Raw genomic sequence first — 20,931 nt, forward strand, 5'->3', positions numbered from 1 at the left:
GTGTCGGGCGACACGAGCGGACTCCAACGAGACGCGACACCACGCCCGTTCTCGTCTGATAACGGCAGACCTTTTACCGCGACGTGTGGAGTTGCCGCCAATGTCTTACGAGAAGGTCGACGTGCCCGAGGAGGGCGAGCCGATTACGGTAGCGGACGACGGCGACGAACTCGACGTGCCCGAGAACCCCATCATCCCCATCATCTACGGGGACGGTATCGGACAGGACGTCGGTCCCGCCGCACAGACCGTGCTCGACGCCGCCGCGGAGGCGACCGGCCGGGACATCAGCTGGATGCGACTCTACGCCGGCGAGTCCGCCCGCGAGAAGTACGACGAGAACCTCCCGGACGACACCGTCGACGCCATCCGCGAGTTCCGCGTCGCCATCAAGGGCCCGCTGACGACACCCGTCGGTGCCGGCTTCCGTTCGCTGAACGTCGCGCTCCGGAAGAAACTCGACCTCTATGCGAACATGCGCCCGACGTTCCACCTCGACGGCGTCCCCTCGCCGATGAAGAACCCCGAGGCCATGGACATGGTCAACTTCCGTGAGAACACGGAGGACGTCTACGCCGGCATCGAGTGGGAGGCCGGCAGCGACGAGGTCCAGGAGGTCAAGGAGTTCGTCGAGGAGCAGATGGGCTTCGACTCGACCATCCACGACGGTCCGGTCGGCATCGGTGTCAAACCCATCACCGAGTTCGGGACGAAGCGACTGGTTCGCAAGGCCATCGACTACGCACTGGAGAACGACCGCGACTCGGTCACGCTCGTCCACAAGGGGAACATCATGAAGTTCACCGAGGGCGCGTTCCGTGACTGGGGCTACGAGGTCGCAGAGGAGGAGTACGGCGACGAAGTCATCACCGAGGACACGCTCTGGGAGGAGAACGACGGTGACGCCCCCGAGGACGTCGTCGTCGTCAACGACCGCATCGCCGACAACATGCTCCAGCAGATCATGACGCGCACCGAGCAGTACGACGTGCTCGCCATGCCGAACCTCAACGGCGACTACCTCTCGGACGCCGCCGGCGCACAGATCGGCGGTCTCGGCATCGCGCCCGGCGCGAACATCGGCGACGGCCGCATGCTCGCCGAACCCGTCCACGGCTCGGCACCCAAGTACGCCGGTCAGGACAAGGTCAACCCCTCGGCGCTCATCCTCTCGGGCCGCATCATGCTCGAGTACCTCGGCTGGACCGACGCCGCGGACCTGCTCCGCGACGCCATCGAGGAGACCATCTCCGCCGGCGAGGTCACCTACGACATCGAGCGTCAGATCGACGGCGGCGAGAAACTCGCCACCAGCGAGTTCGCAGAGCGCGTCGCAGAGCGCATCCGCGACAAGGCGTAAGCGACCGACACCGCTCTCGTTTCTCTCGATACTCTCGCTCCGAGCGCCGCCACCGGGTCAGAGTCGTCTGTTCGGCTCCGGGGCGTCCACGCCGCCGCTGCCGTTCTCGACGGCCAGTCGATACCACGGGGGGGCGCTCGATGCGCGTCCGGCCGATGTCCGAGAGCTGCATCGTCTCGACGACGGTGAGGGTACGGTCGTCGAGCGTCACGTCGTAGACCAGTCGGTACGACCGGACCAGTCCCGACTCGGTGAGCAGCATCGTCAGCGTCGCGTTCCGGACGCCGCTCGTGAGCGTCGGCGGGTCGAGCGCACTCGGTCGCTTCAGCGTCTCGCCGACGAGCAGGACGGTTCCCGGGGCCGGCCCGTCCCTGACCTCGAAGTCGAACGCGCTCGTGAGTGCACTCACCCGTTCGTTCCCGGTGATGCCGACGATGATGGGCGAGAACTGCTCGGTCGGAGCGAGTCGATAGCTGACCGCGCCGTCGTCTTCGAACCGTGCGACGGTGGTCGAGCCGTTGCTGTAGAGGTCGATACGAGTGGCGAACGACCGAACCGGATACTCCCGCGAGACGTTCTGGACCTGCGAGTAACGGAACTCGACGCGGTAGGGTGCGGCCTCGTAGGTCCGGTCGGTTCGGCTGAGGGTCGTCTCGTCCCCTTCGATGAGCCGGGTCGTCTCCCGGGTGAACGACGCCCCGAGCAGTGCCTCGCGGTGGGCTTCGGCGAGCGCGACCGGGTCGACGGCCCCGGAGAGTGCGACTCCCGGTGCGATGCCGTCGGCGGCGTCGGGCGTCGATGTCGGGGCGTCGGTCGGGACCGCCGCTGGCGTGACGGTCACCTGCCCGTCGGGGGCGGCAGGGCTACTCTGCTGGAAGCCACACCCCGCGAGCGGAACGACGAGGAGTACCGCGACGACCACCGCCACCCGACGCATACCTCTCGTTCGACCGCCCGAGACCTAAGCGTTCGCCACCGGACGGGGATGTCCCCGTGTCACGGGCGGTCGGCCCGTTCGCCTCACTTCGCCCACGGGACGTCGCGGCGTGGCGGCGCGAACACCTCGACGCCGGTCACCGTCTCGTCGCCGTCGTTGCGGGCGGCGTGGGGTTCGTCGCTCGGGATGTCGTAGCCGTCGCCCGGTTCGACGGTCAGTTCCTCGCCATCGACGACGAACGTGAGCGTCCCCTCGACGACGTAGCCCGTCTGCTCGTGCGGGTGGCTGTGCTCGGGGACGGTCGCGCCCGGTTCGATGTGGAAGTACTGCAGGCTCACCGCCTCGCCGCCGACGACCTGTCCCAACTCGACACCCTCGACGGCCTCGACCAGGTCCCAGTCGTCCGGAGTCGCTATCTCCATGCACACCACTCGTCGCCCACCCAACTAACCCTTCGGAGGGTTTTCGACGGTTCGGGCGATACGTCGGTGTATGTACTCGGTCGTGGGATGCCCGGACTGTCGCGCCCTGAAGATCGTCGACGGCCGCCCCGAGACGACGAAGTGCCAGCGGTGTGGCCGCACCTCCCAGTTCTCGAAACTCCGGACGTTCTACCAGAACGAGGACGTCGACGCCGCCCGCGAGATTCGCGCCCGGTTGCTCGCCGAGCGCTCTGGCCACGGCGACGCCTACGACGACCTCGGGACGTTCGCCGACCTCGAAGAGGACGCCGACAGCGCGGGGATGAGCGCCGAGGAGTTCCTCGAACGGTCGGGCCTCGACACGGCGGCCGTCGCCGCCGCCGGCGAACGGGCCGACGGTGGGAGCGGCGGGTCGTCGCCGAGTCGCAAGGAGACGGTCGAGACGGCGCTGGCCGACCTCGACCGCCCCACCGAGGACGAGGTGGTCGCGTACGCCGCCGACCACGGCGTCCCCGCCGACTACGTCCGGTCCGCACTCGACCGTCTCACCCGCCGTGGGGACGTGACCGAAACGAACGGCAGGTACCGCCTGCTCTGACGTGCGGAGCGACACACCGGAGACGGACACCGACCACACCGACGACTCCGTGGACTGGCGCGACGACGAGTTCGCGGACCCGGACGGCCTGTTCGAGGCCGGCGACACCGGCCGCGACGGTCTCGACCCGATGCCGCTGGTCGTCGGCGTGTTCGTCGCCGTCGCGGGCGTCCTGCTGTTGATTCAGCCGGCCGTCCGCTCCGTGACCGTCTTCGGCGTCGAAGCGCCGCCGTTCGTCCTCGCGCCGGCCCCGCTCTCGCTCGGTCTCGCTATCGGGACGGTCGGGTTCTTCCGGCGCGGCGAGCGAACGGTGGCGCTCGCTCACGGTATCGGTGCGGTCGGGTTCGGCGCGATGTTCCTGGCGACGGGTATCGGTGGTCCCACCGTCCTCTGGTTCGGCATCGCCGTCGTCCTCGGCGGCGCCGTCTTCCTCGTCGTCGACGTGCTCCGGCCGGACTGACCCCTCGGTTGATGTGTCCGGCACCCGAACGGTCGACGATGCCCTCCATCGGCGGCCGACCCAGTCCCGGTGACTTCGAGGAGCGCCGCCCCGACCAATCAGGAGACGGTCCGCCGGTCGGGTTCGGAACCGACCGGCTCTCGAAACTCGCACTGGTGGCGACGTTTCCCCTCTTCTGGCTGGTCCGGAGTGGCGACCTCTCGGTCTGACTCGCCGCCGCGTTCGGCGGCCTCTACCTCTTGGTCACGGCGAGCGCGCTGTCCCACGGCCGCCCGCTTGCCGCGTTCGGCTGGGCGCTCTCCCTCCCGGCACTCGTGTTCGCGACGGCGCTCGTCCCCCCGTCGGCCGGGGTCCTCGTCGCCGGCCCGCTCGTGGTCCTCGGACTCGTCACGGTGGCGTACGCGGACCACCGATACCGTCGCCGGCGCGACGAAGCGACACGCTGAAGCGCCGGGTGGGAGAACCTCGGGACGATGGACGTCGAGCGGACGACGACGATGGCACAGGCTGTGGGACTACTGGTCGGTGGCGGCCTCGCGCTCGCCGGGACGTTCGTCGACGCCGCTGTCGGCGACCTGACGCTGACCGCGCTGGGCGTGGGCATCGTCGCCGCCGGGTTCGTCGTCGCCGCTATCGGGTCGTTCGTCGTCTCCTCGCGGGTCTCGGACCCCGACGTCGCCGGGGACATGCGCGTCCAGGCCGGCCTCCAGGGACTCGCAGCGGTCGGGTTCGCCGTGGTGTTCGTCGCGTCGGCCGCGAACCTCGGTCTCGCCGTGTTGCTCGTCGGTGCGGTGTTCGTCCTCGCCGCCGTCGCCTCGCGTTCGCTCCTCGAACGTCGGCGCTGACGCCGCGTCGCACGTGACCCTCGTCAGTTCTCGTCCACGGCCACGAGCGTCCCCGTGCCGTAAGCGACGCCGACGACCACCGGGAGCGCGAACGCCGCGCCGCCACGGAGTCCGAGTTCGTGAACCCGCGACTCCGACGACGACGAGCGGGACCGACGAGTGCCAGCACACCGATACGTCGCGTCTCGTTCACGTGTCGTGGTCGTCCCCTCCTCGTTCAAAACCTCCGCCCGCGGACTCTCCCGGTCAGCGGCCCAGTTGCTCGTGTGCGCTGGCGAGGTGGGAGGCCGCGAGCGCGCCGAGCAGGGAGAGTTCGCCGGCGAGCGTCGCCACCGCGACGACCTCCGCGAGCGCGTCCGCGTTCGTCCCCGCCGGGTCGCCCCCACCGCGGACGCCGACCACGTCCAGCCCTTCGGCCTGTGTCGGGAGTTTCGTCCCACCGCCGACCGTCCCCAACTCCAGTGAGGCGAGCGTGACGCTGGCGTACAGCGACCGGTTGCCCGCCTCGTCGACGCGCACGTCGGCGGTGGTGATGACGTTCGACCCCTCGACGACCTGCGCGGGGTCCTGCCCGGTGGCGAGGAACGCCGCGGCGACGACGTTCGCGGCCTGTGCGTTGAACCCGAGCGACCCCGCCTTCGCCGACCCGACGTGGTTCTTCCGGGTGTTGACCTCCGCGATGGCCGCCGGCGTGGTCTTGAGCACCGACTCGACCGTCTCGGCGGATATCTCGACGTCCGCGGAGACGGTGCGCCCTCGGCCCTCGACGGCGTTGATGGCGGCTGGTTTCTTGTCCGTACAGAGGTTGCCCGACAGCGCCACGAGCGAGGCGGGCGTCTCCGCGTCGACCAACTCACAGGCCTCCTGTGTGGCGATGGTGGCCATGTTCATCCCCATCGCGTCCTTCGAGTCGTAGCCGAAGCGCAGGAAGACGTTGTCGCCCACGACGTACGGCGTCAACTCGACGAGTTCGCCGTGACTCGTCGTCGACTCCGCGGCCTCCCGAATCCGGTCCTCGTTCGCTCGAACCCACGAGACCACCTCGCTGGCCGCCGCGACGTCCTCGACACGGAAGACGGGCGCGCGGGTCATCTTCGACTTCAGCACGCGAGCGGTCGCCCCGCCGCTCTCCCGAATCGTCGCACAGCCACGGTTGACCGAGGCGAGCAGTGCGCCCTCCGTGGTCGCCAGCGGGAGGTAGTGTTCGTCGGCCGCGGCCTCACCGTCGAGGCGGACGGGGCCGACCACGCCGACGGGCACCTGCACCGCACCGGTCATGTTCTCGATGTTCGTCCCGCTGGCCTCGCTCGCGTCGAACGAGTAGTCCCCGACCGTCGAGAGGTCGGCGTCCGTCTCGCGTTCGAGGAGGAGTCGCCGGGCCATCGCGGCGGTGTCGGCGTCCGTGTGGTCTTCGAGTTCGTACAGTCGCAACTCCCCGTCTCGAACTCGCTCTGCGAGGTCGGCGGCGACCTCTTCGTCGGCGTCAGCAGCGGTCATACGGGGCTCTCGTACGGGGGGAGGCTAAGGATTCGGATTCTGGGCTACGGTTTCACGATAGCGTCTTCGACGAGTACGGAACTGTGACCGCCTCTTTCGATGCGTTCACGACTCCGTCACTGGCTCATCGAATACCCCACCCACCTAGCGCCACTCGCGGGCCAGTAGTCCGTAGCGATGCACGTCGACGAACTCCCCGTCGGCGAACCGTTCCTCGCGGTGGACGCCCTCCTCGGTGAAGCCGAGCGACTCCATCAGCGCCATCGACGCCTCGTTGAACGCGAAGACGTTCGCGGCGACCTTGTGGTAGCCGTGCTGGTCGAACGCCCACTCGAAGGCGAGTTCGCTGGCGGCGGTGGCGTAGCCACGCCCCTGTGCGTCGGGTGTGATCCACACGCCGTAGGTGGCGACGCGACCCTGAAACCCGTCCTCGCGGAGCGTGACGAGGCCGACGTACCCACCCTCCGCACAGACGACGAACCCGGTGTTGTCGTCGTTGCGAAGCCACTCGACGAACTCCGCGACGGCGTCGGCGTCGGTGGGGCCGGTCGGGCCACCGCCGGGGACGCGCAGGTCCGGGTGGTTCATGTCGCGGGCGATAGCGTCGTGGTCCTCCTCGGCGACGGGCCGGAGGTCGACGCGGCCGTCGGAGGCGAACAGCGGGCCGGGCATCACCTGCAGTTCGGGGGAGACGACAATGAACGGTTCGACCCGGTCGTCGCTGGGGCGTCCCAATGCCCCCGGTCCTGGCAGACACAGGTGGTTTACGTCCCCCTTTCGTGGAGTGGCCACGATGAACACCGAGAGGAGAGTCCGGCGATGAGCCCCGACGAGGACGACGGGCCGACGGGAGCGACGCTCGACTACCGCAACATCCTCGAACGGGAGATGGAGAGCGCGCTCAAGGAGATACACCGCCCGCCGAAGGGGGTGTTTCTCTCGGGGCTGGCGGCGGGTCTCAACCTCAGTTTCGGCGCGCTGTTCATGGCGATGGTGCTGACGTTCTCCGGCGGGTTCGAGTCGACGCTCACCCAACAGACCGCACTCGCCGGCGTCTCAGCCATCGCGTTCCTGTTCGTCGTCATCGGGCAGACCGAACTGTTCACCGCCCACACGACGATGGCTATCCTCCCGCTGGTCGACGGCCGGGCGACCCTCCGGGAGGTCGGTCGCCTCTGGGGTATCGTCTACGTCGCCAACCTGCTGGGGTGCGTGCTGTTCGTCGGACTGATCGCCGTCGTCGGCCAGCCCATGGGCATCGCCGAGCCGTCGGCGTTTCGCTCGCTCGCCGACTCGCTGCTCGGTCTCCCGCCGCTGGTCGTCGTCATGTCGGGCGTCGTCGCCGGCTGGCTGATGGGGCTCGCGACGTGGCTGTCGGCTGCCAGCCGCGACACCATCGGTCGGCTCGTGTTCGTGTTGCTCATCACGGCGTCGATCGGGTTCGGGCCGTTCCACCACGCCATCCTCGGGACGACCGAGGTCGTCGCGGCGATGGTGCTGACCGAGAGCGTCACCCTGGGACAGTTCGGCGGCTTCTTGCTGTTCACGACGCTGGGCAACGTCGTCGGTGGCGGCGTCTTCGTCGGGCTGCTCAACTACGGGCACGTCGCGCTGGCGGGCGAACAGCAGGACGTCGAGTTCGAGACCCGCGACGTCGAGCGCTGAGCCGGCCGCTCGGACGGATCGCGTCTCTATCGAGACGGTGAGTCGCTACTCCCGCCGAGCACGCCGCGACATCCTGTGACGGCCCCGGTACGACGGCATCGGCGGCCCGCGTCGGTCATCCTTATGTCCCGTCGCCGCGCGGACGGCGTATGACCGGTCCAGCGGACCTGGTGCTCACGAACGCCGAGGTCCACACGCTCGACTCGCCCGCCGAGACCCACGAGGCGCTGGCCGTCCGCGACGGCGAGATCGTCCGTCTCGGCGACGCCTACGAGGTCGACTTCCTCGTCGGCGCGGCCACCGACGTGCTCGACTGCGAGGGTCGCGTCGTCCTGCCGGGGTTCGTCGACGCCCACACCCACCTCCCGATGGTCGGGCGACGACTCGTCCACGCCGACCTCTCGGCGGCCGACTCGCCCGCCGACGCGACCGACCTGCTCCGCGAGCGAGCGGCCGAGACCGAAGACGACGCGGCCGTCGACGGGACGGCCGAGTGGGTCCAGGGGTTCGGCTACGACGAGAGCACGTGGACCGATTCGCGGTATCTGACCCGCGTGGACCTCGACGCGGTGAGCGAGACCCGACCCGTCGTCGCGTTCCGCGAGGACATGCACACCGCGGGGCTGAACAGCGTCGCGCTGGACCGCCTCGCCGCCGACATGCCCACGGGAGACGTCCGGCACGAGGGTGGCGACCCGACCGGTGTCGTCGTCGAGGAGGCCGTCGACGCCGTCTGGGAGGCCGTCGACCCCGGCGTCGAGGAGACACGCGAGTTGGTCCGGGCGGCCCGTGACTTCGCGCACGCTCACGGCGTCACCGGCGTCCACGACATGGTCCGGAACAGCGAGGCCCCGCGAGTGTACCGCGAACTCGACGCTGCCGACGAACTCGACCTGCGAGTGCGTATCAACTACTGGACCGACCACCTCGACTCGCTCGTGGACCTCGGTGCGCGGACGAACCACGGGAGCGAGTTCGTCCGGGTCGGCGGGGTCAAGAGCTTCACCGACGGGAGTTTCGGCGGTCGGACGGCGAAGCTCTCCGAACCGTACGCCGACGCGCCGGCCGGTGGCGGGGCAGGAGACGGCGACTCCGACCGGACCGACGCCGACGCCACCGGTCAGTGGGTCGTCACGCCCGAAGCCCTGACCGAGTACGTCGAACGCGCCGACGCCGCCGGCCTCCAGTTCACCGCCCACGCCATCGGCGACGAGGCCATCGAGGCCGTCCTCGACGCCTACGCCGGCGTCTCGGCCCCCGCCGAGTTACGTCACCGGGTCGAACACGCCGAACTGCTGACGGACGAACTCGTCTCCCGGTTCGCCGAACTGGGTGTCGTCGCGTCGGTCCAGCCGAACTTCCTCAAGTGGGCGCGGCCGGGCGGTCTCTACGACACCCGCCTCGGCGAGGACCGGGCACGCTCGACGAACCGCTACCGTGACCTGCTCGACGCCGGCGTCCGACTGGCGTTCGGGAGCGACTGCATGCCACTCGGCCCGCTGTTCGGCGTCCAGCAGGCCGTCACCGCGCCTGCCGACGGCCAGCGGCTCACCGTCACCGAGGCGCTCCGGGCGTACACCAGCGGCGCGGCCTACGCCGGGTTCGACGAGGACCGTCTGGGGACCGTGAGAGTCGGGAAACGGGCGGACCTCGTCGTCCTTGAGGAGTCACCGTGGACGGTGGCTCCCGACAGTATCGGTGACGTCGAGGTGACCCACACCGTCGTCGATGGCGACGTCGTCTTCCGACGAACGGACGACGCGTAGTCGGTCGTTTCGGCCTTCGACGACTCCTCTCGACCGGAACCGTGGGGTATCGGTTTCGCTCGGTCCGTCCGTCCGCCCCGTCGCTGTCTTCCGCGGACACGGACCTGCCGTGGGACGGACCCGCTCGGTTCCCCGACTGACTCGGGAAATAGACCGTTATCCAGTACTATCGCTGACATAACTATCCCGGACGGGTCGTCACCTGCTCCTGCAATGTCATCTCACGACGACTCGGATATCGTCTCGCAGCGACGGCGGCGAGTGTTGCAGGCCATCGGCGCGGGGGCGCTCGTCACCGCGGTAGGGGCGAGCGGGACGGTCGGTGCGCAGTCCAGCGAGGGCGACCCCATCGACCCGAACCTCGGCTACACCGTGCTGTCGCCCGAGGAGGACCTGCCGGTCGAACCGGACCACGAGGTCCAGTTGCTCATCAACCCGCCGAGCGACCCCTCGAACCCGATTCCGCAGTTCTACTACCAGCCGACTGGTCTCGCCGTCGAGACGGGCGACGTCGTCGCGTTCCGGTTCACGACGCCGGGCCACACCGTCTCGTCGTACCACTCGTACGCCGGCCGCCAACAGCGCGTTCCCGACCCGGAGAGCGGTGGTCTCGGGTTCTTCTCGTCGCCGTATCTCGGCGCGGGTGCGACCTGGCTCTACCGCTTCGACACGCCCGGCGTCTACGACTACTACTGTGCACCCCACGAGATATTCGGCCACGTCGGGCGCATCGTCGTCGGTGGTGTCACCGAGACGCCGTCCGTCCCCGACCCGTGTGCACCGCCGGCGGAAGGTGCCGAGAGCGAGCAGAGCGAGGGACCGGAACTCCGCCCGCCGGGGTTCACCGCCGGACTCGTCCTGCGCGACCCCGCGCTCGCCCCCGAGAACATCCTGGCGTCGGGTGCGGTCCCGTGGGAGGCCGTCGCCGACGAGCACAAACAGCTGTTCTTCCAGCTCAGACCCCCCGAGGTCTGTGGCCTCCCCACCGACGGCGAGGAGCCGACGCCCGAGGCGACGGCCTACCAGGTCGACCTCGTCGTCGGCGACCCCGAGGCGGTCCTCGGCGAGGACCCGGAGGACTTCTACGGCCGTCAGGGCCGACTGCTCCGATACCTCCACGGATCGACCGACGAGCCGACCATCCGCCGGGGTACCGGGAGCGTGCTGAGCGAGAACGCACGCTGTCTCCAGACTCGACCTGTCACCGTCGAGGACGGCGTCGCAACCGTCTCGTTCCGGGTCAAGCAGGGCTGTACCGAGCGCGTGAGCCTCGTGAGCTACGTCAACGGGGCCGGACCGGGCGTCTTCGACCGGAGCGTCGAGCAGGTGCGCTACGACGCTGCCACCGCGGAGTACGGTCCCGGCCGGCACACGCTGACGGTCGCGCTCCCCGTCGCTCCCGTCGTCGCGGACCTGGCCGGCGAGAACGAGGTGCCGCCGGTCGACTCGGCCGGGTCGGGTGTCGCGCAGTTCACGCCCACCGACGAGGGAACCTGGGAGTACGACCTGCTCGTCCGTGACGTCGACGGTGTCACGCAGGCGCACATCCACGAGGGCGGTCCCGACGAGAACGGTCCCGTCGTCGCCCTCCTGGCGACGTTCACCGAGAGCGTCGACGGCACCGGCGGCGGGTCGCCGGTGGACGCGACGGCCGGCGACCCGGTGCTCGAATCGGGCGTCGTCGAGGACACCGCGCTCGTCGAGGAGATGACCGCCAACCCCGAGAACTACTACGTCAACGTCCACAGCACGGGCAACCCCGCCGGCGAGATTCGCGGCCAACTCTCGTTCCGTTCCTGACGTCGGTCGGTCGTCGAAGCGGCTAACACGTCGCGGCGACGACACGTCGTCAGGTCCCTCTCCAGGCGGCCTTCGGCGTCGTCTTCGTCCTCTCTCTCGCGCTCGCGCTGTACGCCCTCGTCCGGTCGGAACACGACCGGCGAACCGAGATGACACGGTCGGAGGGCGAACGTGTCGAACACCGTGACTCTCGTGACGAACGTCGCTGAACGGCGGCTCTCTCGGCCTCCGAGTTTCGATACTCGACATACTCGGTCACTACTGTACTCGATAACCAGTCCGGTGCCTACCAGACGACGATATGCAGGACCGAAGAAAAAATTTATTCGATAGCCCGTATTGGTGTCTTTCGAACGAGGATTACCGATGCCGGAGATGGAAACTGCCGAGTTCGAGACGGACCTGAGCCTGTTCAAGTACGACAACCTCGAACGGTTGCCCGAGCGGTACCGGGGGCTGGACGAGGCCGAACGGACCGCGCGCATCGCCGCCGCGCGCGAGACACTGGGCGACGACGTGGTGGTGCTCGGTCACAACTACCAGCGCCGCGAGATCGTGGAGGCCGCCGACTTCGTGGGCGACTCCTACCAGTTGAGCGTCGAGGCGGCGAACGCCGACGCGAAGTACGTCGTGTTCTGCGGGGTGACGTTCATGGCCGAGTCCGCGGACATCATCACCGACGACGACCAGACCGTCGTCCTGCCGTCGATGGAGGCCTCCTGCCCGATGGCTGGGATGGCCGAAGCGTTGCAGGTCGACTCGGCGTGGGCCGAGATCGACGCCGCGACGGGCGACCGGACGGTGATTCCCATCACCTACATGAACAGCTACGCCGACCTGAAGGCGTTCTGTGCCGAACAGGGTGGACTGGTCTGTACCTCCTCGAACGCCGCCGACGCGTTCGAGTGGGCGTTCGAGCGCGGGGACGTCGTCCTCTTTCTCCCCGACAAACACCTCGGGGAGAACACGGCCCACGACATGGGTATCGACGACCGGGCGGTCGAGTGGGACCCGTGGGACCCGAACCGTGACACCGAGGCCGCGGCCGACGCCGACGTGGTGCTCTGGGACGGCTACTGCCAGGTCCACGAGCGGTTCCGCGTCGACCACGTCGAGGGGGTCCGAGCGGAGCATCCCGACGCGAACGTCGTCGTCCACCCCGAGTGTCGCCGCGAGGTCTGTGCGGCGGCGGACGTCGTCGGCAGCACGGCGACCATCTGCGAGACCGTCGCCGACGCCGACCCCGGCGAGACGTGGGCCATCGGGACCGAGATTCACCTCGCCCGGCACCTCGCACGGTGGCACCCCGAGGTGAACGTCGTCCCGCTCTGTGGCGACGCCTGTATGGACTGCAACGCGATGCGCCAGGTCGACCCGAACTACCTGACGTGGGTGCTCGAAGCACTGGCCGACGGGAACGAACGCAACGTCGTCGAGGTCGCACCCGACGAGAAACGACTGGCGAAGGTCGCGCTCGACCGCATGCTGGAGGTCTGAGATGCGCGAGAGAGAGACCGACGTGCTCGTCGTGGGGAGCGGCGTGGCTGGCTGTTCGACGGCGCTCGCGGCCGCCCGCACGGGAGCCTCGGTGACCGTCGTGACGAAAGCCACCGCCCCCGAGGACTCGTCGACGTGGTGGGCCCAAGGCGGCATCGCCGTCACCGGCGACGACCCCGAGACGTTCGTCGCGGACATCGTGGCCGCGAGCGACGGCACCGCCGACGAGGCTGCCGTCGAGTCGCTCGTCACCGACGCCCGCGACGCCGTCGAGGACGTCCTGGTCGAGACGCTCGACGTGCCGTTCGACACCGAGGGGGGCGACGCATCCGACGACTACGACCTCGCGCGCGAGGCGGCCCACTCCGAACGGCGCATCCTGCACGTCGACGCCTCGACCGGCCGACACCTGCTCGGGCCGTTCCTCGCACACCTCGCCGGCCACGAGTCGGTGACGGTGCTGGAGGACACGATGGCGCTCGACCTGCTGACGGCGGAGGGCCGAGTCCACGGTGCGTTGCTCGAACGCGACGACGAGGTCGCACCCTGTTTCGCCGGGGCGACCGTCCTCGCCACCGGCGGTGTCGGCGCGTGCTACGAGCGCTCGACGAACCCCGAGGCGGCGACGGGCGACGGTGTCGCCATGGCCGCCCTCGCCGGAGCGGAGACGCGGGACCTGGAGTACGTCCAGTTCCACCCGACCGCCTACGCCGGCGAGGAGCGCGAGGATACCTTCCTCCTCAGCGAGGCGCTCCGCGGTGAAGGGGCGGTGCTCCGGAACGCCGAGGGAGAGCGGTTCATGCCCGACTACCACGCGGACGCCGACCTCGCCCCGCGTGACGTGGTCGCGCGTGCGGTGGCGACCGAAGCCGAGCGGACCGGGACGGTGACCCTCGACGTGAGCGAACTCGGCTTCGCCGAGGAGTTCCCGGACCTCGCGGCACTGTGCGAGGAGCGAGGGGTCGAGTGGGCCGACGGCATCCCCATCGCGCCCGCCGAGCACTTCCTCTGTGGCGGCGTCGACGTGGACCTGCACGGACGGACGAGCCTCGACCGCCTGTTCGCGGTCGGCGAGTGCGCCCGGACGGGCGTCCACGGCGCGAACCGCCTCGCCTCGACGAGCCTCCTCGAAGGGCTGGTATGGGGAGTTCGCGCCGGCGAGGCCGCGGCGGGACACGACACCGAACGCGTCGACGCGCCCCTCCCGGACGACTCGGACCCCGCGCTCCCGCCGGGGTTCTGTGTCGACAAACGTCGTCGCCTCCAGCGCGTGATGGACGAACACGTCGGCCTCGAACGCGACGCGGCGGGGCTTCGACGGGCACGCGCCGGCCTCCGCCGCCTGAAGGGTGAGGTCGACGCCTACACCCGGACCCGGACCGCCCGTGACCTCTACGAACTCCGGAACGCGACGGTGACGGCGCTGCTCGTCGCCCGTGCCGCCGCCGAGAACACCGAGTCGCGGGGCTGTCACTTCCTGACGCCCGCCCCCGAGGTCGATGCTGACTGACGCGCAGGTCGAGTCGTGGCTGGTCGAGGACATCGGCCACCACGACGTGACCAACCACGTTCCGGGGGAGACGTCGGGTCACCTCGTTGCGAAGGAGGCCGGCGTCGTCGCCGGACTCGACGCTGCCCGAGCGGTGTTCGACTACCTCGGCGTCGAGTTCGAGGCGCTCGTTCCCGACGGCACGCGCGTCGAGGTCGGTGACACCGTGTTCCGCGTCGAGGGGGCCGCACGCGACGTCCTCCGCGGTGAGCGCGTCGCAGTCAACGTCGTCGGCCACGCCTCCGGCGTCGCCACCCGAACCCGGCAGGCGGTGGACGCCGCCCGCGAGGTGGACGACACCGTCCGGGTCGCCTGCACGCGGAAGACGACGCCCGGCCTGCGCGGCATCGAGAAACGCGCCGTCGTCGCCGGCGGCGGCGACACCCACCGTCTGGACCTCTCACACATGGTGATGGTGAAGGACAACCACGTCGCGGAGATGGGTCTCGCGGCGGCCGTCGCCCACTTCCGCGAACGCGTCTCGTTCACGACGAAGGTCGAGGTCGAGGTCGAGTCGCCCGACGACGCGCCGAAGGCGGCCGCTGCGGGCGCGGACGTCGTCCTGCTCGACAACATGCCTCCGAAGAACGTCGAGCAGGGCGTGCTGGCGCTCCCCGAGGACGTCCTCGCCGAGGCGTCGGGGGGCATCACGCTCGACACCGTCCCCGACTACGCGGCGACGGGCGTCGACGTCGTCTCGATGGGGTCACTGACCCACAGCGCACCCGCACTGGACTGCTCGTTCCGGACCGGCGGCGACTGACTCGGCGGCCGCCGTCTCGACTCCACGGGGTTACTCCAGCAGCGACTCGCCGGTCATCTCGTCGGGTTGGTCCAGTCCTACCAGTTCCAGCAGCGTCGGCGAGAGCGCGGCCAGTCCGGCGTCCTCTCGAATCGAGTAGCCGCCGTCACCCGGTACCCCACTGCCGTCGCCGGGCGTCAACAGGACGACGGGGACCGGGTTGAGCGTGTGGGCGGTGTGGGGATTCTCGGCGGTGCCCATGTCGTCGGCGTTGCCGTGGTCGGCGGTGAGGAGTACGCTCGCGCCGGCGTCGAGGAGCGCGGGGACGAGACGGCCGACCTGCTCGTCGACGGCCTCGCAAGCGGTCGTCGCGGCGTCGAAGTCGCCGGTGTGGCCGACCATGTCCGGGTTCGCGTAGTTGAGGACGAGCAGGTCCGGGTCCGACGCCTCGACCATCGCCAGCGCCGCGTCGGTCACCTCGGGAGCGCTCATCGCCGGTGTCTCGTCGTACGTCGGCACGTCGGGACTGGGGACGATGTCCCGCATCTCGCCGTCGAACTCGACCTCCCGGCCGCCGTTGAGGAAGTAGGTGACGTGGGCGTACTTCTCCGTCTCCGCGAGGCGGCCCTGTGTCCACCCCTCGTCCGCGACGATTTCGCCGAGCGTGTGTTTCGGCCGACGTGGCGGGAAGGCGACGGGCAGGTCGAACGTCTCGTCGTACTCGGTCATCGTCACCAGTCGCGTCTCCGGGGGAGTGGTCTCCCCGTCCCAGTCGGGACGGATGTCCGCGAGCATGCGGACGAGCTGTCGGGCGCGGTCGGCCCGGAAGTTGACGAACAGTACCGAATCGCGGTCTTCGAGTGCCGACCCGCCGTCGACCAGCGTCGGTTCGACGAACTCGTCGGTCTCGCCCCGTTCGTAGGCGGCTTCGGCCGCCTCGACGGCGCTGTCGGCCTCGTGGGGGGCTTCCCGGTCGACGATGGCGTCGTAGGCCCGCCTCGTCCGCTCCCAGTTCTCGTCGCGGTCCATCGCGTAGTACCGCCCGGTGACGGTGGCGACGTGGCCCGTCCCCGCGTCCTCGGCGACGGTTTCGAGTTCGCGGAGGTAGCCCGTGCCGCCCGTCGGCGGGGTGTCCCGGCCGTCCGTGAACGCGTGGGTGACCGCCTCGACGTCGGCGTCGGCCGCGGCCCGGACGAGCGCGTGGAGGTGGGTCTGCATCGAGTGGACCCCGCCGTCGCTGACGAGACCCACCACGTGGACGCGACCACCGTTCTCGCGGGCGTGCTCGAACGCCCCTGCGATGGTCTCGTTCGCGCCGAGGCCGTCGCCCGCGACGGCGGCGTCGATTCTGGTGGCGTCCTGCTCGACGGTTCGGCCCGCGCCGATGGTGAGGTGGCCGACCTCGCTGTTGCCCATCTGTCCGTCGGGCAGACCGACCCACTCGCCGTGCGTGCCGAGCGTGCCGAACGCGCCACGCTCACGGTAGCCGTCGACGACGGGCGTGTCGGCCGCCGCGACGGCGTCCCGGCCGCCCTCGTCCGGTCCGTGTTCGTCTCCCACGCCGAGGCCCCAGCCGTCGAGAATCACGAGCGCCGCTCTCATTGGCCGAGTGCACTCCACGGCGGGTAAAGAGCGTTCGGAGGTCGGTGTCGACGAGAGCGCTCCCGGCCGGTCGTCACCCCCGGCCGCCTCCGACTCAGCGCTCCTTGCGGGCCTCGTGGCCGAGGTGCTCCTCGACGGCGTCGACCTTCTCGCTGGCGTGCCCGTCGCTGGCCCGCTTGTCGTCTATCTTCAGGAACGTGCTCACCCGGTCGCCGTCGACGGCGGTGTGAGCCGCCTCGACGGCGTCGAGTAGCACGTCGATGCTGTCGGCCTCGATGGTCGTCCCCATCGGGGTGGTCTCGTAGGCCACGTCGAAGTCGTCGAGCGCGGCGACGGCGTTCGCCACCTCCTCTCCCATCGAGCCCTCCTTGACGGGGGCGACACTCAGGAATCCGATGACGGTCATGGTCACCCCATCGACGACCGGTACCCTCGAAAGTCTGGCGACGGGACGGTCGGCGCGTCCACGACCGGACGTGGTTCGTGTGACCGGGTCGGATGGCTCAAACGGTCGTTTTCGCCTCCGGACCGGTTAGGTATCATCCAGACAGACAGTCAGTATGGGTTCCAGACGACGGTCGCTCGCGGTCTGTTGTGTGCTCGTGCTCGTCGTGCTCGCCGGCTGTGGTGCGGGTGGCGACGGTGCCGAGGGCGGCGGGGCCGGCGACGTGAACTACCAGGACGCGGGGACGGCCGCCGACGGTGGCGGGGGCGGCGAGAGCGGGAGTGCGAGCGGGGGTGGTGACTCGGCGGCACAGCGCGAGTCGAGCGACGACGGTTCGGCCACGGGGAGCCAGTCTGCTGCCCGCGCGCTGGTCAGGACCGGTCAACTGCGCCTCGAAGTCGACGACTACGACGCCACCCAGGCGACCCTCACCGCGGCCGTCGAGGCACGTGGTGGCTACGTCGCCGACTCCGCCGAGGAGGTCCGGGAGGTCGGTAACGAGACGTTCACGACCGGTCGCGTCGTCTTCCGCGTCCCCTCGGAGAACTTCTCGGGGTTCGTCGACAGCGTCGAGGCCGAGGGCGAGACGCTCTCCTCGGAGACGAACACACGGGACGTCACCGACCAACTCGTCGACCTCCGGGCGCGACTCGACAACGCGAGAGCCGAGCGGGACCGTCTCCGGACGCTCTACGAGTCGGCCAACGAGACCGAGGACGTGCTGGCCGTGAGCGAGGAGTTGAGCGCCGCCCAGGAGCGTGTCGAGCGACTCGAAGCCCAACTCGCGTCGCTGGAGGGTCGAGTCGCCATGTCGACGGTGACCGTCGAACTACGGGAACCACGACCGGAGTCGACGACCACCGAGACGGAGACACCGTTCGCCGACCGTGACCCCGTCGGAGCGTTCCTCGGGTCGGTCGACGGCGTCGTCGTTCTCGGACGCTCGCTCGTCGTCGGCGGCGCGTACGCGCTCCCGTACCTGCTCGTGGTGGGAGTGCCGGTGGGAGTCGCCGCGGTGGTGTACCGGCGCGTCGGCTGAAGGGCTCGAACCGGGGAGTCAGCCCAGCGGTTATTTGCTCCCCGGTCGCGTCCGGCGAGTATGGGTGGCGTCTCCGAGACAATCGAGCGACACGAGGGGCGACTGGCCCGAACCGAGGAGGTCCTCAGGGCCATCGTCCGTGAAGCACGCGTGGAGAAACTCACGTTCATGGCCGGGTCCATCGCGTACCACGCGTTCGTCTCGCTACTCCCGGCGCTGGTGTTGCTGTACGCCGTCGCCTCGCCGCTCGGAATCGACCCCGAGAGCGGTATCAGGGGAATCGCCTCGGCACTTCTCTCACAGAACGTCTCGGACCAGATCGTCACCGAGATCACCGACTCCGAGCGGTCGACCGGCCTCTCCATCGTCGGACTCGCCGTGTTGATATGGGGGAGTCTCCGTATCTTTCGGGGACTCGACACCGCCTTCTCGGACATCTACGAGTCCGAGGCGGCGAACACGTTCGCCGACCAGTTGACCGACGGCGTCATCGTCCTCGTGACGTTCGCCGCCGCCGTCTTCGCGGCCATCTACGTCGGCGGACGGTTCCCCATCACGGGCGGTGGTCCCGTCGTCGCGGTGGTCGGTGCGCTCGCTACGGTCGTCGGTCTCACCGTCGCCTTCCTCCCGATGTACTACGTCTTCCCCGACGCGGACGTGAGCGTGGTCGAGGTGCTCCCCGGCGTCGTCGTCGCCTCGGTGGGTCTGGCGCTGTTCGCCTCGCTGTTCAGACTCTACGTCATGGAGACCGGAAAGGCGGACTCGGGGAGCTTCGTCGCCGCCGTCATCCTCCTGTTGACGTGGCTCTACTTCAGTAGCCTCGTCATCCTGCTCGGCGTCGCGGTCAACGCCGTGCTCTCGAACCGCTCGCGTGACGTGAGCATCGACCCCGTCGTCGGCGGCGTCGAGCGTGGCGAGCGGCGCTCGCTCGCCGAACGCGAGGAACTCGTCGCGGAGTTGGAGGAACTCGCGGACAGGCTCGACGCCGACCCCGAGACGTTCGTCGCCCGCATCGACGACGAGGAGGTGTCACTCCACCCACCACAGTCCATCACCCTCGACACCGACCCCGACTTCGGGTTCGGTGACGACTCCGTGGCACTGGAGTTGCGCTGGACGCCACGCGAGGAGTAGGGAATCGGGTCGAAAAGTCGGGACCAGGCCGCGTGGGCGGGACGCTCCGTGGCGTCGACTCAGCGGAGGAGGCCGGCGGTCCGACTGACCGTCCGAACGCCCTTCGCCGCCGCGTACCGGCCCGCCGCCAGCAGGAACGACCGCGGGTCCTCGGCCAGTCGGACGAGATACGGGTCGTGGCCGTACTCGGCGGCGGCTTCGCCGGGGGGGAATCATCCGGTTGTCGTCGACGCAGTAGACCGGTCGCTCCGTCTCGCGGGCGATGACGACCGCCTGCTGCCGTGAGCTCTCGACGAACAGTTCCGCGTCGGTCCGCTCGTACACACGCGCTTTGTATCGGCCGTGACCACCTCGTTCGTCTCGTACCGCCTTGCTCGGCAGGTCCCACATCACGAGTTCGTCGTACTCCACGCCGTGGTCGGCCAGCCACTGCTCGGTCTCGGGCCGATACCGCTCCAGTCGGCAGGTGACGAGCCACCCGACACGCTCGTCGGGGAGGTACTTCGGCTCGACGGTCCGCAGGAACTCGCGGTAGCGCGGTCCGTCGTCGTTCTCTTCTGGTGTCGGGTCCCGACAGAGCACGCCGTCGATGTCCATACAGGTCGACCCGAAGCGGGCGGGGTGGAGTGCCCGCCACTCGAACGAACAGGGCGGCTCGACGACGTCACACCAGTAGTCCAGCCCCTCGCACGCCCGCTCGGTGGCGTACACCGCACCGCAGTGGACCGTGAGATCACTTCGCGCCGCTAGCTCCCGCCGCTGGTCGTCGAGCGCGGTGTCGGTCTCCGCCCAGTCGGTCAGGAGCAACACCGTCTCGCCGTCGAACCGGTCGCTCTCGTCACCGGTCAGGGCTGCGAAGTCCGCGACGGGGTGGCCCGTCGTCTGCTGGAGCAGGTCCACGGCCAGCACGGCACTCCGCGACACGCCCACCACGCGGTCGACGTCGTGTGGCAGGTCCCACGCCAACCGCCGAACGTCCGCGTTCAGGTCGGCGACACTGCGGTAGTCCATCGTCTGTCGTCACAGTGGCTGGACGGATTAATTCACCGAGGGGAGAACGATATAGTGTCATTCACCACATCATTGCTAAACAGTGTCATGCGGAGGCCGCCGGTGGCTCGTTCGAGTTCCGAACGCGCTGTAGACCGACGAACCGATCTCTTTCGTGGGACTCTCCGCTCGCCGGACACGTCTTCTTCACCGACGCCTGACATACTGGTCGACGGTCGGTTCCGTCGGCCGTGGACCACGGCGTCTCGGGTGTGGCGACGACCTGGACCCGTCGCTGTATCGTGTGGATTCGAGAGAACTGTACCGACCGGGATTCGAACCACGGTCGCTCCACTCGCTGACGCTCGTTTCGCTCCCTGCTTCAAATCCCAGTGTTGTCCACACACCGATTTCGCGAGTTCGCGCAGAGCCGAGCCTCTGCGCGGTATCGAAATCGGAGAACTGCACTGACTGGGATTTGAACCCAGGTTGTGACCATGGCAAGGTCACGTGATACCACTACACTATCAGTGCTCGTCTGCACCCGAATCTGGGAGAGGGTAAGATAAAAACCCACCGAAGT

At 69.2% G+C, this 20,931-nt stretch carries 21 protein-coding genes and 1 tRNA gene; 14 read left to right on the forward strand and 8 right to left on the reverse strand.

Features of this window, described 5'->3' with window-relative positions; all coding sequences use genetic code 11:
* Positions 1-100: 100 nt before the first annotated feature.
* Entirely contained in the window at positions 101-1,360 is a 1,260-nt protein-coding gene (icd, locus tag GQS65_RS11525; RefSeq protein WP_158204795.1) for an isocitrate dehydrogenase (NADP(+)), read from the forward strand.
* On the opposite strand, the gene GQS65_RS11530 is transcribed toward icd, so the two are convergent.
* Positions 1,263-2,297: a hypothetical protein gene (locus GQS65_RS11530; protein WP_158204796.1), complete on the reverse strand. Its 1,035-nt coding sequence runs from the start codon at positions 2,295-2,297 to the stop codon at positions 1,263-1,265. The genes icd and GQS65_RS11530 overlap by 98 nt on opposite strands.
* 83 nt (positions 2,298-2,380) lie before the next feature.
* Entirely contained in the window at positions 2,381-2,719 is a 339-nt protein-coding gene (locus tag GQS65_RS11535; RefSeq protein ID WP_158204797.1) for a cupin domain-containing protein, read from the reverse strand.
* Between the two features lie 70 nt (positions 2,720-2,789).
* Here GQS65_RS11535 and GQS65_RS11540 point away from each other — a divergent pair, with 70 nt between their 5' ends.
* Genes GQS65_RS11540 through GQS65_RS11560 form a run of 5 tightly spaced genes read left to right on the forward strand, consistent with a single transcriptional unit; the run spans position 2,790 to position 4,622 of the window.
* A complete protein-coding gene (locus GQS65_RS11540) occupies positions 2,790-3,317 on the forward strand; it encodes a DUF5817 domain-containing protein (protein WP_158204798.1) in 528 nt (175 codons plus the stop codon).
* A gap of 1 nt (position 3,318) precedes the next feature.
* Complete coding sequence (locus GQS65_RS11545) at positions 3,319-3,777, forward strand: hypothetical protein (RefSeq protein WP_233265116.1); 459 nt, start codon at positions 3,319-3,321, stop codon at positions 3,775-3,777.
* A 38-nt stretch (positions 3,778-3,815) separates the two neighbouring features.
* The gene (locus tag GQS65_RS11550; RefSeq protein WP_158204799.1) at positions 3,816-3,986 is read left to right on the forward strand and encodes a hypothetical protein; all 171 of its coding nucleotides are present in this window, start codon (positions 3,816-3,818) and stop codon (positions 3,984-3,986) included.
* 30 nt (positions 3,987-4,016) lie between these two features.
* The gene (locus GQS65_RS11555) at positions 4,017-4,223 is read left to right on the forward strand and encodes a hypothetical protein (protein WP_158204800.1); all 207 of its coding nucleotides are present in this window, start codon (positions 4,017-4,019) and stop codon (positions 4,221-4,223) included.
* Positions 4,224-4,250: 27 nt separating this feature from the next.
* Entirely contained in the window at positions 4,251-4,622 is a 372-nt protein-coding gene (locus GQS65_RS11560) for a hypothetical protein (protein WP_158204801.1), read from the forward strand.
* Between the two features lie 246 nt (positions 4,623-4,868).
* Here GQS65_RS11560 and hmgA read toward each other — a convergent pair whose 3' ends face one another.
* Positions 4,869-6,119 (reverse strand): hydroxymethylglutaryl-CoA reductase (NADPH), encoded by a 1,251-nt coding sequence (gene hmgA / locus GQS65_RS11565; RefSeq protein WP_158204802.1) that lies wholly within the window; start codon positions 6,117-6,119, stop codon positions 4,869-4,871.
* A 144-nt stretch (positions 6,120-6,263) separates the two neighbouring features.
* On the reverse strand, positions 6,264-6,854 hold the full coding sequence (locus tag GQS65_RS11570) for a GNAT family N-acetyltransferase (protein ID WP_233265117.1): 591 nt from the start codon (positions 6,852-6,854) through the stop codon (positions 6,264-6,266).
* An 84-nt stretch (positions 6,855-6,938) separates the two neighbouring features.
* Between GQS65_RS11570 and GQS65_RS11575 the strand changes: the two genes are divergently transcribed.
* The 6 genes from GQS65_RS11575 (at position 6,939) to nadC (ending at position 15,159) form a co-directional block, all read left to right on the forward strand.
* Positions 6,939-7,784: a formate/nitrite transporter family protein gene (locus tag GQS65_RS11575; protein ID WP_158204803.1), complete on the forward strand. Its 846-nt coding sequence runs from the start codon at positions 6,939-6,941 to the stop codon at positions 7,782-7,784.
* 149 nt (positions 7,785-7,933) lie between these two features.
* Positions 7,934-9,550, forward strand: coding sequence for an amidohydrolase (locus tag GQS65_RS11580; protein WP_158204804.1), 1,617 nt, complete (start codon positions 7,934-7,936; stop codon positions 9,548-9,550).
* A gap of 213 nt (positions 9,551-9,763) precedes the next feature.
* On the forward strand, positions 9,764-11,350 hold the full coding sequence (locus GQS65_RS11585; protein ID WP_158204805.1) for a CHRD domain-containing protein: 1,587 nt from the start codon (positions 9,764-9,766) through the stop codon (positions 11,348-11,350).
* A gap of 366 nt (positions 11,351-11,716) precedes the next feature.
* Complete coding sequence (gene nadA, locus GQS65_RS11590) at positions 11,717-12,847, forward strand: quinolinate synthase NadA (RefSeq protein ID WP_158204806.1); 1,131 nt, start codon at positions 11,717-11,719, stop codon at positions 12,845-12,847.
* 1 nt (position 12,848) lies between these two features.
* Positions 12,849-14,357, forward strand: coding sequence for an L-aspartate oxidase (locus GQS65_RS11595; RefSeq protein ID WP_158204807.1), 1,509 nt, complete (start codon positions 12,849-12,851; stop codon positions 14,355-14,357).
* Positions 14,347-15,159, forward strand: coding sequence for a carboxylating nicotinate-nucleotide diphosphorylase (gene nadC / locus GQS65_RS11600; protein WP_158204808.1), 813 nt, complete (start codon positions 14,347-14,349; stop codon positions 15,157-15,159). The genes GQS65_RS11595 and nadC overlap by 11 nt, the downstream gene beginning before the upstream one ends.
* A gap of 30 nt (positions 15,160-15,189) precedes the next feature.
* Here the strand turns inward: nadC and gpmI are convergent, their stop codons facing one another.
* Both gpmI and GQS65_RS11610 read right to left on the reverse strand, forming a co-directional pair.
* Positions 15,190-16,740 carry a 2,3-bisphosphoglycerate-independent phosphoglycerate mutase gene (gene gpmI, locus GQS65_RS11605; RefSeq protein WP_158204809.1) on the reverse strand — a complete coding sequence of 517 codons (1,551 nt, stop codon included), beginning with the start codon at positions 16,738-16,740 and terminating at the stop codon, positions 15,190-15,192.
* Positions 16,741-16,834: 94 nt separating this feature from the next.
* Complete coding sequence (locus GQS65_RS11610; RefSeq protein WP_158204810.1) at positions 16,835-17,146, reverse strand: thiamine-binding protein; 312 nt, start codon at positions 17,144-17,146, stop codon at positions 16,835-16,837.
* 154 nt (positions 17,147-17,300) lie between these two features.
* Here GQS65_RS11610 and GQS65_RS11615 point away from each other — a divergent pair, with 154 nt between their 5' ends.
* Positions 17,301-18,224: a DUF4349 domain-containing protein gene (locus GQS65_RS11615; RefSeq protein ID WP_158204811.1), complete on the forward strand. Its 924-nt coding sequence runs from the start codon at positions 17,301-17,303 to the stop codon at positions 18,222-18,224.
* A 60-nt stretch (positions 18,225-18,284) separates the two neighbouring features.
* Complete coding sequence (locus tag GQS65_RS11620; protein WP_158204812.1) at positions 18,285-19,358, forward strand: YihY/virulence factor BrkB family protein; 1,074 nt, start codon at positions 18,285-18,287, stop codon at positions 19,356-19,358.
* On the opposite strand, the gene GQS65_RS11625 is transcribed toward GQS65_RS11620, so the two are convergent.
* Entirely contained in the window at positions 19,254-20,369 is a 1,116-nt protein-coding gene (locus GQS65_RS11625; protein ID WP_158204813.1) for an orotate phosphoribosyltransferase, read from the reverse strand. The two genes, GQS65_RS11620 and GQS65_RS11625, sit on opposite strands and share 105 nt — an antisense overlap.
* Positions 20,370-20,811: 442 nt before the next feature.
* A tRNA-Gly gene (locus tag GQS65_RS11630) sits at positions 20,812-20,882 on the reverse strand.
* Positions 20,883-20,931: the final 49 nt, after the last annotated feature.

The organism is Halomarina oriensis (assembly GCF_009791395.1).
Classification (GTDB): Archaea; Halobacteriota; Halobacteria; order Halobacteriales; family Haloarculaceae; genus Halomarina; species Halomarina oriensis.

Coding starts and splice junctions, on each gene's coding strand:
- icd (WP_158204795.1), top strand. CDS start 101: ATGTCTTACGAGAAGGTCGACGTGCCCGAGGAGGGCGAGCCGATTACG.
- GQS65_RS11530 (WP_158204796.1), bottom strand. CDS start 2,297: ATGCGTCGGGTGGCGGTGGTCGTCGCGGTACTCCTCGTCGTTCCGCTC.
- GQS65_RS11535 (WP_158204797.1), bottom strand. CDS start 2,719: ATGGAGATAGCGACTCCGGACGACTGGGACCTGGTCGAGGCCGTCGAG.
- GQS65_RS11540 (WP_158204798.1), top strand. CDS start 2,790: ATGTACTCGGTCGTGGGATGCCCGGACTGTCGCGCCCTGAAGATCGTC.
- GQS65_RS11550 (WP_158204799.1), top strand. CDS start 3,816: ATGCCCTCCATCGGCGGCCGACCCAGTCCCGGTGACTTCGAGGAGCGC.
- GQS65_RS11560 (WP_158204801.1), top strand. CDS start 4,251: ATGGACGTCGAGCGGACGACGACGATGGCACAGGCTGTGGGACTACTG.
- hmgA (WP_158204802.1), bottom strand. CDS start 6,119: ATGACCGCTGCTGACGCCGACGAAGAGGTCGCCGCCGACCTCGCAGAG.
- GQS65_RS11575 (WP_158204803.1), top strand. CDS start 6,939: ATGAGCCCCGACGAGGACGACGGGCCGACGGGAGCGACGCTCGACTAC.
- GQS65_RS11580 (WP_158204804.1), top strand. CDS start 7,934: ATGACCGGTCCAGCGGACCTGGTGCTCACGAACGCCGAGGTCCACACG.
- GQS65_RS11585 (WP_158204805.1), top strand. CDS start 9,764: ATGTCATCTCACGACGACTCGGATATCGTCTCGCAGCGACGGCGGCGA.
- nadA (WP_158204806.1), top strand. CDS start 11,717: ATGCCGGAGATGGAAACTGCCGAGTTCGAGACGGACCTGAGCCTGTTC.
- GQS65_RS11595 (WP_158204807.1), top strand. CDS start 12,849: ATGCGCGAGAGAGAGACCGACGTGCTCGTCGTGGGGAGCGGCGTGGCT.
- nadC (WP_158204808.1), top strand. CDS start 14,347: ATGCTGACTGACGCGCAGGTCGAGTCGTGGCTGGTCGAGGACATCGGC.
- gpmI (WP_158204809.1), bottom strand. CDS start 16,740: ATGAGAGCGGCGCTCGTGATTCTCGACGGCTGGGGCCTCGGCGTGGGA.
- GQS65_RS11610 (WP_158204810.1), bottom strand. CDS start 17,146: ATGACCGTCATCGGATTCCTGAGTGTCGCCCCCGTCAAGGAGGGCTCG.
- GQS65_RS11615 (WP_158204811.1), top strand. CDS start 17,301: ATGGGTTCCAGACGACGGTCGCTCGCGGTCTGTTGTGTGCTCGTGCTC.
- GQS65_RS11620 (WP_158204812.1), top strand. CDS start 18,285: ATGGGTGGCGTCTCCGAGACAATCGAGCGACACGAGGGGCGACTGGCC.
- GQS65_RS11625 (WP_158204813.1), bottom strand. CDS start 20,369: ATGGACTACCGCAGTGTCGCCGACCTGAACGCGGACGTTCGGCGGTTG.